Below are 10,873 nucleotides of genomic sequence, written 5' to 3' on the forward strand. Positions count from 1 at the left end.
GTGCAGCCCGCATAATCCCACCGGTAAGGTCTGGACAGCAGCAGAACTCGCCCACATGGCCGAGTTATGTGAGCGCCATCAGGTCAAGGTCATCAGTGATGAAATTCATATGGACATGACGTGGGATAATCAAGTGCACACGCCGTGGAGTCAGGTCGGTCAAACACCTTGGGCCTTACTGACCTCGGGTTCCAAGACATTTAATATTCCGGCCCTCACCGGGGCTTACGGTTTTATCAGTGATACTGAAACACGTGAAACCTATAGCCAAATGTTAAAGGGTCGTGATGGCCTCTCTTCTCCAGCTGTTTTAGCCATCGTGGCGCATATTGCGGCCTACCGCCAGGCTGAACCCTGGTTAGACGAATTACGCCGTTATCTGCAAGCCAATCTGGCTTATGTTGCTCAGCGGTTGAATGAAGCATTTCCCACCTTAAACTGGCAACCGCCGCAGGCAACCTATTTGGCGTGGATAGATTTGCGGCCACTGAATATTGACGATAATCAATTGCAGAACGTGCTGATCGAGCAACAGAAAGTCGCCATTATGCCGGGCTTCACCTATGGTGAAGAAGGCCGTGGTTTCCTACGCCTTAATGTCGGTTGTTCGCGCAGTAAAGTTGAAAGCGGAATGGATAAACTCATTAATGGGATCCGGTTTTTACAGCGGGAATAGCGAGTTTGCGTCGGTTATACAGGCACCTTTTGAAAGATAAAAAGGTGCCCAAATGGGACTTTCATCACTTTTTTATGCAACACGGTGGATATTTTCACTGATTTGTTTTTATAATGTTCTGCACTTAATCCATAATCATCCAGTGAGTGCACATATGATTGACCCCCGCCTTCCCTTGACTGACATTCATCGCCACCTTGACGGCAATATTCGTGCGCAAACTATTTTGGATCTGGGACGTCAGTTCAATCTGTCGCTACCTGCTGATGAGTTAGAGGCTCTGCGCCCGCATGTTCAAATCACTAAAACTGAACCTGATTTAGTTAGCTTCCTGCAGAAGTTGGATTGGGGCGTCGCAGTTTTAGGCTCTTTGGAGGCCTGCCGCCGTGTGGCTTATGAAAATGTGGAAGATGCCGCGAATGCGGGCTTACATTATGCCGAGCTGCGTTTCTCTCCATTCTATATGGCAATGAAACATCAGTTACCCGTCGCCGGTGTAGTTGAAGCCGTCATTGATGGTATTCAATCTGGTTGTCGTGATTTTGATATTGATATTCGTCTCATCGGTATTCTTAGCCGCACTTTTGGTGAGCAAGCCTGTTTGCAAGAACTGGATGGTTTACTGGCACATCGTGATGCTATTACTGCGCTGGATTTGGCGGGTGATGAGCTGGGTTTCCCTGGTGGGCTATTCCGCAGTCACTTTAACCGCGCGCGCGATGCCGGTTGGCGGATTACCGTCCATGCCGGTGAAGCCGCGGGACCTGAGAGCATCTGGCAGGCTATTCGCGAGTTAGGGGCAGAACGTATCGGTCACGGTGTTAAAGCCGTAGAAGATATCAAACTAATGGATTATCTGGCTGAGCATAATATTGGTATTGAATCCTGTCTGACATCCAATATTCAAACCAGCACCGTGGCATCACTGGCGACTCACCCATTAGCCACCTTCTTGCGCCATGGCGTATTAGCCTCTATCAATACTGATGACCCTGCGGTTCAAGGAATTGAAATTGCTAATGAGTATCATATTGCCGCACCAGCAGCTGGCCTGACGCCACAAGAAATTCGTCAGGCGCAAGAAAATGGCCTGACAATGGCATTTATCAGTGAGCAAGAAAAGCAGGCCTTGCGCGACAAAATTCGCGACTAAACAGCAGGATATCAAAACAGCGCGTATCACTAAAAAGTTCTACGCGCTTCGAGTCACTGATGAAGCCAAATGAAGGGGAAACGGTACGGTCGCCCCTTCGATAACGGGAGTTGGCCAGTTACAATGTCTCGTGTGTTTTCGCGGTGAGCATTTCCGCATTCTCTCTGGCGACCCGTTTGGCGTATCGCTGCGCCAATACCGCACAAACCATCAATTGAACCTGATGGAATATCATCAGCGGCAATACCATAACCCCCACTACTGAGGCAGGAAACAGCACATTAGCCATCGGAATTCCATTAGCCAGACTTTTCTTCGAACCGCAGAACACAATGGTAATTTCATCGGCAGTATTGAAGCCCAACCAACGGGCAGCCAACGTATTGACGACCAACACCAATGTCAGCAAGACCATTGAACAAACCAATATTGCCAGCAACGACCAGCCGTCGATTTGATGCCAAATCCCCTGCACTACCGCCTCACTGAAGGCAACATAAACCACCAACAGAATCGATGACCGGTCAGTAATATTGACCAGTTTCTTATGACGCTCAACCCATTTGGCTATCAGTGGGCGTGATAAGTGACCGACAATAAACGGCACCATCAATTGCATGACGATAGAACCGATAGCATGCAGAGTATCAGTATCGCCCCCCTGGGTATGCATCAACATCCCCACCAGAATCGGTGATAAGAATACACCGAGGATACTGGATGCCGAGGCGCTACATATGGCAGCAGCAACATTGCCTCCGGCCACCGAGGTATAGGCGATAGCGGATTGCACTGTCGCTGGCAATGCACACAGATACAGGAACCCCAGATACAGCGTTGGCGTTAACACCCCGGGAACTAACACATTCATACCCAATCCCAATAGCGGGAACAGGGCAAAGGTACTGAGGAATACCACCAAATGCAGTTTCCAATGCCCCATGCCGGAGACTATAGCAGCGCGGGACAGTTTGGCACCGTGCATAAAGAACAGTAATGCGATAGCCGCCGTCGTCAGGTGTTCAAACCCTACTTTGACCTCACCCTCACAAGGGAAGATGGAGGCAATAATAACCACCAGTATGAGTACCAATAAGAACTTATCTATTCGTAAGCGTTGTAACCAAGACATGCAAAAGTATTCCTTCAATATACCCTTCGCTCTGGAAGCTGCGGGGGTGTTAGCTACGCTTACTCACCCGAATCACTTACTGATGTAAGCTCATCGGGATTTGTTCGCTTGCTGCCTACCCGCAACTCCAATAGCTTTGGGTATAGTTTAAAAAAAACGAAGAGGTCTAACTCAATGTGCAGTGACAACTGGCAGCGTTTTTTTCTGTTGATCAGAGGCAATGCCCAACTCAATCAACTCCATCACCGTAATCGCTTCAGATGCTGGCACCGGATTGGCTGTCGTACCCAAAATGGCTTCACGGATCCCAGCATAGTAAGCAGGATAATTACCCGGTAATGTCAGCAACGGTTTCTCGGCCAGAACACCATCATGTGACAGTGTCACGACACCATCGCGCATGTCATAGCCCCAGTCAGCCTGCGGTAAACGCTCACCCGCTTTCAGTCGGTCTTCCTGTGGATCTAAACCAAATTTAATGTAGCTGCCTTGCATACCGTGGACGATATAACGCGCAGTTTCTGCCGCCGCCAAAACGGTGCCATGCAACACCACACGTTGATCTGGATAACTGAGAATGGCATGGAAGTAGTCAACCGACTGCGCCCCTGGACGTAGCATTCCTAAATCCACATTTAAGCTGTCTGGCAAACCAAAGAGTTGCAGCGCTTGATCCAGTAAATGCGGCCCCAGATCGTACCAAATACCGCTGCCAGCGCCGCCTTGCTCGCGCCAGCGCTGACGGATTTCAGGGCGATAACGGTCAAAGTGAGATTCAAAATAGACGATTTTCCCCAGCGAACCTTCCGCCAGTAGTGTTTTTAATGTCAGAAAATCACTGTCCCAGCGGCGATTATGGAATACAGATAATAGCAGCCCAGCTTCGTCAGCCTGTTTCTTCAGATCTCGTGCTTGTGACAGTGTCACGGTAAACGGTTTATCGACCACCACATGTTTACCGGCTGCCAGTGCCCGTTGGGCCAAAGGGAAATGGGTATCATTGGGGGTTGGAATAACGATAAGTTTAATTGAAGGGTCATCAAATAAGGCTTGCGGATCAGAAACGACAGTCATTGACGGCCAATCTGCATGAACTTTACTGGCATCACTACTGGAAACCCCTGCCAGTTCCAGCCCAGGCGTCCCCATTATCAGGGGAGCATGGAATGTTTTACTGGCGTAGCCATAACCCAGTAAACCCACTTTTATTTTTTCAGCCATCACATATTTCCTCTTGCCCGGTATCACTCGATACAATCGATTTGACACTATGATGATTCCCGCGACAAGAGGTAATTTTTTGCTGCACGAGACCAGCGGCATTAAACCCTTACGATGCCCTCGCCATTCTCGCGCCATTCAGGGTGGCGTAAGCTGCGTTGTGGATAATTGGTTTCAATGCTGCGACGCCTGAAATCACTGGGGCTAACCCCTACGCGTTTACGGAATACTCGGGAAAAATAAAGCTGGTCGTCATATCCCACCACCCGACCAATGGTCGCGATCGGTTCTTGCGTGGTTTGCAGTAATAATTTAGCGCGGATCACCCGTTGGTCTTCGCGCCAGCGCAAGATATTAATCCCCACTTGCTCGCGAAACAGGTGCGCCAAGCGTGATGGTGATAAACAGACATGGCGGGCAACTTCATCGATACGCAACTCACCCGCCAAATTGCCGGTGATAAATTGGCATGCTTCGATCACCCGAGGGTCCATAATACGTTGCGGGCTGAGAGGATCTTCTTCCATTGAACGTAGCAATAGCCGCTCTAGCAAATTCATCCCTAGCTCTTCACCAAAGCGCCGTCCGGATTTTTGTGTCTGTTCTATATTGGCAAACAGACGATCGAATTCCAGCAACAAGTTATTGTTGGGTAAGGATAAACGCCCTACTTCATGGGTTTTACTGTGCCACTCCAACCAATCTGCCCAATAGGCCCGAGGACGGAAATAGACCCAGCGATGATACCAACAATCACTGTTAGGTGAGCGACCATAATAATGTGCCGCTTTAGGTGGAAAGAGCAGCAAATCACCAGGGTTACTGTAAAAGGTGTTTTCACCATCAAAAATCTTGCCCTGCCCCTTAATGGTCAGATTCAAGATATAACCTTTCATGCCGCCGGGCCGGTCGATAAAGAAATCGAGTGGTCCATCAGCCAGAATCGGGGTTAATCCAGCCACCAAATAAGCGTTAAAAGTGTAGCCTGGCAGCAAGGGATTGGGTTGTGGTTCCTGAACCATTCGATGGTACATTGAGTCTCCTTGGTGTCATTTATGCGCTTATACCCGTCATACATCAGTTTATCGGGCAGATTTCAAACTGCCCGATAGTGATAACAGAATTGTGAGCCACGGTGGGTTTTTATGGACTTTCCTGTCATCCGTGCACTTATACCGTCCGTTTAGCCAGCTGTTTGTAACGGTCGAAGATAACCGCTGCCAGCAGGATCAAGCCGCGCACCACGTATTGCGAGAACGGGGAAATATTCAGTAGGTTCATGGCATTTTCCACTGTCCCCAGAATCAAAATACCGGCGATGACATAGGAAATTTTGCCAATCCCGCCTTTGAGGGATACCCCACCCAGCACACAAGCGGAGATGACTATCAACTCATAACCAATCGAGGTCATTGGCTGACCACTGGTCATACGTGAAGCCAGAATGATCCCCGCAGCGGCGGATACCAGACCAGACAACACAAAGATAATGATTTTGGTACGTACCACCGGAACACCGGCCAGACGAGCGGCATCTTCATTACCCCCGATCGCCAGTGTATTGCGGCCAAAGGTGGTTTTATTCAACAAGAAACCAAACAGTGCCAGGCAAGCAATAGTGATCCAGATAGGCGCAGGCAAACCCAGCCAGTTGGTATAACCGAGTGCAAAGAAACGTTCATCTTCGATACCCACCGCTTTACCATCAGAAATAATGTAAGCCAGACCACGAACAATCTGCATGGTTGCCAGAGTGGTTATCAGGGCGTTTATCTTCAGCCGGGCAATGACAAAACCGTTGATCAGACCACATAATGCGCCCAGTAACAAACCCGCCCCCACCCCCAGCCATAAGCTTTCGGTCATATTGATGACTACCGCGGTGGTGACCCCCGCACAAGCAATAACTGATGCGACAGATAAGTCAAAATCACCGGATGCCAAACAAAACAGCATACCGCACGCCACCATCCCGGACATTGAGATAGCCAGCCCCAAACCTTTCATATTGATAAAGGAGCCAAAATTAGGCACAAATATGACACAGCCAATAAACACCACGGCGAATACCACCAGCATGCCGTAGCTATCCCAAATGCGAGATAGCCCCAGCCCTCTTTTAGCGGGAGCCTCTTGCGGTGGCTGCGACTGAGGTGATGCAGGGGGTTTCTTATCTGAACTTAACGTCACGCTGGACATGGATGTATTCATTACAATCTTCTCCTTCACAATCAGGCCACCGCTGGTGCGGTATCCGTCGCAATATTCGGGGTACGTAGCATCGCCAAACTGAGCGCTTGCTCTTCAGTGGCATCATCGTGATTTAACTCACCGGAGATGGATCCTTCGCGCATCACCACAATTCTGTCCGCCAGCCCAAGAACCTCTGGCAAATCGCTCGACGCAAACAGTACGGCAATGCCCTGTTTCGCCAGTTCATAAATCACGTTATAGATTTCATGCTTGGCGCCGACGTCAATACCGCGTGTCGGTTCATCCAGCAGGATCACTTTCATATCCTCAGATAACCAGCGGCCCAAAATGGCTTTCTGCTGATTTCCTCCGGAGAGATTCATAATCAACTGCTGAGGGCCAGGGGTTTTGATATTCAAGGACTGAATGCGTAGTGCGGCGTTCTCTTGTTCCCAGCGATTGTTAATCAGGCAGCCAGCGGTCAGTGTTTTGCGGCGGGCGCTGATATTGATATTGTCCTGCACCGAATGTACTGGAATGATACCGTCGGCTTTGCGATCTTCCGGGCACAGCATGACTCCGGCGGTAATGGCATCAATCGGCGAGCGAATAGTGAGCGGCTGGCCATCCAGTAACACCTGCCCACTGGTCAGTTTGGTACCACCAAATAGCCCTTTAAGTAATTCGCTGCGCCCTGCACCGACCAGCCCAAACAAGCCGACAATCTCACCTTGATGTACGGTTAGGCTAATGGGAGATTTCACGCCAATGGCTTTAACGTTTTGTAAAGTCAGGCGCTCAGGCCCAATGTCACGCGGCAGATAACCATAAATATCCCCCAGATTGCGCCCGACCATGGCTTGTACCAGCGAATCATTATTCACCTGATCCATATCATCAAAAGTACGTACGTAGCGGCCATCTTTGAACACGGTAATGGCATCACTCAGCGCAAAGATTTCTTCCATACGGTGAGAGACATACAAGATGACGCGCCCTTCAGCACGTAACTCCCGGATCACCCGGAACAGTTGCTCGATTTCCCGTGCAGAAAGCGAACTGGTCGGCTCATCAAACGCAATAATTTTGGCATTACGCGCCAGTGCCTTAGCAATTTCCACCATCTGCCATTGGCCGATGGAGAGGTATTTGAGTGGCGTATCGGGGTCAATATCCAGCCCCAAATGTTTGAGTTGTAAGCTGGACTCATAACGCAGTAATTTACGATCAACCATGCCCATCTTGGTGGGCAATTGGCCCAAATAGATATTTTCTGCCACTGTCATTTCCGGAACCAAATGCAGTTCCTGATAAATGATTGCCACGCCCGCATCAAGCGCTTCGGTGGTATTGGTAAAATTAACGGCTTTGCCTTTAATATGAATCTCACCCTGAGTCGGGGTGTAATTGCCGCTGAGAATTTTCAGCAGAGTCGATTTCCCTGCGCCATTCTCCCCCATCAGGGCATGGATTTGCCCGGCCTGACAGGTAAAACTGATATCATCCAGCGCTTGCACACCGGGGAAACTTTTTCCGATGCCACAAAAAGCCAGATACGGTGACTGTTCGGCTTCCAGCTCGGCTTGTAACGCAGAATGGAGTGCTGACATGATGGTTTCCTTATAAAGTTTGGGTTGCAGCGGGGCCAAATATCAAATGACCCCGATGCGCCATAGCGTGTAGTGGAATTACATCAAGCCTTTCTTCTCTAACTCAGTTTTGAAGTTATCGCGGGTGATCAGCACCACATCAGTCACTTCAGTAAATTTCGCTGGCTCAACATCTTTGGTGACCCAGTCATGCAGCATCTGAATGCTCTTATAACCGTGGATATCCGGGCTGGGTAACAGAGAACCGTAGAAGCCAGTCGCCTGACCTTTGGATAGTTCGCTAACCGCATCAACCCCATTGATACCAATGCCTATCACATTCGGAGCCTTAAAGCCCTGACCTTCAGTGGCACGCACACCACCCAATACGGTGTTGTCGTTCATCCCGACGATCAGCCAGTTTTTCACTTCAGGATGCTGTACTAACATAGAGTTAGCGGCATCGAATGCCCCTGGGATATCATTGGATTTAGTGGGAACTTTGTAGATCTGTTTTTCCGGGAAGCCCGCAGCTTTCAATGCCTCCATTGAGCCAGAAGTGCGACGGCGCGCGGTGTCCAGCTCATCAGAAGTGATCGCCATAACTGCGGTTTCCCCTGGCTGCCACCCCCGTTTATTCATCTCTTTCCACAGTTCTTGCCCTTGGCGCTCACCAATTTTGGTCGCCGCCATCATCACCAATGGCACGCTCTCCATGGGTTTGCCTTTGGCATTGACGAATTGATCGTCAACGGCGATCACTTTCAGGTTATAACTGCGAGCCTTAGCTTCAATGGCGGGCCCTAGTTTCGGATCAGGGGTACAGATAACGAAACCTTTCGCACCACTGGCGGCCAGACTGTCGATGGCATTTAGGGTTTTTTCACCATCGGGTACGGCTATTTTTATCACTTCAAAACCTAAATCTTTGCCCGCTTTATCGGCAAACTTCCACTCGGTCTGGAACCAAGGCTCTTCAGGTTGCTTAACTAAAAATCCTAGTTTCATGCTTTCGGCAATAGCTGAATGTGACATAACTGCCGCTAACCCAACCACTGCCAGCGCTTTAGTTAATTTATGCATAGTGTTCTCCGGACTTTTTTTGTAGGAAGAGATATTTTTTGTTTATTTAATCAACACCAACAACAATCAATTGTTTTTCAGTGGAAACGTTATCAATCGTGTTTTTCAACGTTAATAAGCTTTAATCCTTTATTAAAAGCGACCTAACCTCACCATATCCGCTAAGACGGGAACAGTTTTAACGTTAATTACGTGTCAGAATGTAGAGCGCTATCACATCCAGGGATTACAGTTTATTTATCCATGTATTCAGCAAATTTAACCTATTGCTAACTTTTGACTAGCATCACAAAAACGCTATAGGAAGCAGAAAAGTGCATACTTCCAGCTATTGACTCCTCACCTCTTGCTGTCACTCACTCCTATCTTTGTTAGCAATTAATAGGGTTAGTAATTAATAAGTAATTGCCCTTGAATCCTTGTTTTCAGTAATGAGTTAGGAGCAACCACCATGACAGGCGACGTTATATCGGCAGACCGCCCTTTTTTGACAAAAGAGGCTATCTCGCTCGGGTTGGATTTTGGCAGCGATTCCGTTCGGGTATTGGCGGTGGATTGTCAGGATGGCACCGAGATAGACACTGAAGTTGTTTACTACCCTCGCTGGCAGAAAGGCCTCTACAGCCACGCTGCGCAAAACCAGTTCCGTCACCATCCCCTCGACTACATCGAAGCCATGGAACAGGCTATCCGCCAAGTCGTTAGCCGCCTGTCAGGAGAACAACGCCAACACATTATTGGCATCGGCGTTGATACCACCGGTTCCACCCCCGCACCGATTGATGCACAAGGTCAGGTATTGGCGTTACGTCCTGATTTTGCTGAAAACCCTAATGCAATGTTCGTACTATGGAAAGATCACACCGCCATAGAAGAAGCTGAAGAAATCAATCGGTTATGTCGCAGTGGCGAATTTGAGGATTATTCGCGTTATATCGGTGGGGTTTACTCTTCTGAATGGTTTTGGGCGAAAATTCTGCATGTCACGCGCGCCGATAAAGCGGTGCGAGATGCAGCGGTATCATGGATTGAGCTATGCGACTGGGTTCCCGCGCTACTTTCAGGCACCACGGCTCCTAAAGATATTCAGCGGGGTCGGTGCGCTGCGGGGCATAAAAGCTTGTGGCACCCATCGTGGGGAGGATTACCGCCGCGTGAATTCCTGGCCGCACTTGATAACAGTTTAGTCAGCCAACTCGATGACCCGATGTTCACTGATACCTATACCGCTGAACGCCCGGTCGGTCTGATTACCGCTGAATGGGCCGAGCGTTTGGGGCTGCCTGCGACTGTGGTTATTTCAGGTGGTGCATTCGATTGTCATATGGGTGCCGTCGGAGCCGGTGCTCAACCTTATACTTTGGTTAAAGTTATTGGCACTTCTACTTGCGATATTTTGATTGCCGATGAGAAGCTCGTCGGTGACCGCGCGATTGCTGGGATTTGTGGCCAGGTAGAAGGTAGCGTGGTTCCCGGCTGGATTGGTATGGAAGCGGGCCAGTCAGCATTCGGTGACATGTATGCCTGGTTCAGCCGTTTATTGAGCTGGCCACTGCATCAAGCTGCACTGACACAACCAGAATTACAACCACAGTTAAAACAGATTGAATCTACCCTGCTGGCTTCACTGACGGCTGAATGGGCTAAAAATCCCTCACTTGATAATCTGCCAGTGGTATTGGATTGGTTTAATGGCCGCCGCACCCCGAATGCCAATCAGCGACTAAAAGGCGTTATCACTGATCTCAATCTGGGAACGGATGCTCCCACGCTATTTGGCGGGTTTATCGCTGCCACCGCATTTGGTGCCCGCGCGATTATGGAAT

9 protein-coding genes are annotated in these 10,873 nt (G+C 49.3%); 3 read left to right on the forward strand and 6 right to left on the reverse strand.

Going from position 1 to position 10,873, the window contains the following annotated elements; translation table 11 throughout:
- Positions 1 to 676 (forward strand): aminotransferase class I/II-fold pyridoxal phosphate-dependent enzyme (locus tag ACNSO8_RS05325; RefSeq protein WP_418394025.1); only part of this gene is annotated, 676 nt, incomplete at its 5' end.
- Between the two features lie 154 nt (positions 677 to 830).
- Entirely contained in the window at positions 831 to 1,829 is a 999-nt protein-coding gene (gene add, locus ACNSO8_RS05330) for an adenosine deaminase (protein ID WP_026017839.1), read from the forward strand.
- Between the two features lie 118 nt (positions 1,830 to 1,947).
- On the opposite strand, the gene ACNSO8_RS05335 is transcribed toward add, so the two are convergent.
- The 6 genes from ACNSO8_RS05335 to ACNSO8_RS05360 form a co-directional block, all read right to left on the reverse strand.
- Entirely contained in the window at positions 1,948 to 2,961 is a 1,014-nt protein-coding gene (locus ACNSO8_RS05335; protein WP_019083135.1) for a bile acid:sodium symporter family protein, read from the reverse strand.
- A gap of 171 nt (positions 2,962 to 3,132) precedes the next feature.
- The gene (locus ACNSO8_RS05340; RefSeq protein WP_019083136.1) at positions 3,133 to 4,182 is read right to left on the reverse strand and encodes an oxidoreductase; all 1,050 of its coding nucleotides are present in this window, start codon (positions 4,180 to 4,182) and stop codon (positions 3,133 to 3,135) included.
- A 101-nt stretch (positions 4,183 to 4,283) separates the two neighbouring features.
- Complete coding sequence (gene araC / locus ACNSO8_RS05345; protein ID WP_019079453.1) at positions 4,284 to 5,216, reverse strand: arabinose operon transcriptional regulator AraC; 933 nt, start codon at positions 5,214 to 5,216, stop codon at positions 4,284 to 4,286.
- Between the two features lie 136 nt (positions 5,217 to 5,352).
- On the reverse strand, positions 5,353 to 6,381 hold the full coding sequence (gene araH, locus ACNSO8_RS05350; RefSeq protein ID WP_418394027.1) for an L-arabinose ABC transporter permease AraH: 1,029 nt from the start codon (positions 6,379 to 6,381) through the stop codon (positions 5,353 to 5,355).
- Positions 6,382 to 6,413: 32 nt separating this feature from the next.
- Positions 6,414 to 7,985 carry an L-arabinose ABC transporter ATP-binding protein AraG gene (gene araG, locus ACNSO8_RS05355; RefSeq protein WP_172653811.1) on the reverse strand — a complete coding sequence of 524 codons (1,572 nt, stop codon included), beginning with the start codon at positions 7,983 to 7,985 and terminating at the stop codon, positions 6,414 to 6,416.
- 78 nt (positions 7,986 to 8,063) lie between these two features.
- Entirely contained in the window at positions 8,064 to 9,047 is a 984-nt protein-coding gene (locus ACNSO8_RS05360; protein WP_019083140.1) for an arabinose ABC transporter substrate-binding protein, read from the reverse strand.
- A 451-nt stretch (positions 9,048 to 9,498) separates the two neighbouring features.
- Here ACNSO8_RS05360 and ACNSO8_RS05365 point away from each other — a divergent pair.
- Positions 9,499 to 10,873: ribulokinase (locus ACNSO8_RS05365; protein WP_418394026.1), on the forward strand; the 1,375-nt coding region annotated here is incomplete at its 3' end.

The organism is Yersinia sp. LJYL362 (assembly GCF_048323875.1).

What these genes read in the sequence shown, in the direction of transcription:
- add (WP_026017839.1), top strand. Translation starts at nt 831, where the DNA reads ATGATTGACCCCCGCCTTCCCTTGACTGACATTCATCGCCACCTTGAC.
- ACNSO8_RS05335 (WP_019083135.1), bottom strand. Translation starts at nt 2,961, where the DNA reads ATGTCTTGGTTACAACGCTTACGAATAGATAAGTTCTTATTGGTACTC.
- ACNSO8_RS05340 (WP_019083136.1), bottom strand. Translation starts at nt 4,182, where the DNA reads ATGGCTGAAAAAATAAAAGTGGGTTTACTGGGTTATGGCTACGCCAGT.
- araC (WP_019079453.1), bottom strand. Translation starts at nt 5,216, where the DNA reads ATGTACCATCGAATGGTTCAGGAACCACAACCCAATCCCTTGCTGCCA.
- araH (WP_418394027.1), bottom strand. Translation starts at nt 6,381, where the DNA reads ATGTCCAGCGTGACGTTAAGTTCAGATAAGAAACCCCCTGCATCACCT.
- araG (WP_172653811.1), bottom strand. Translation starts at nt 7,985, where the DNA reads ATGTCAGCACTCCATTCTGCGTTACAAGCCGAGCTGGAAGCCGAACAG.
- ACNSO8_RS05360 (WP_019083140.1), bottom strand. Translation starts at nt 9,047, where the DNA reads ATGCATAAATTAACTAAAGCGCTGGCAGTGGTTGGGTTAGCGGCAGTT.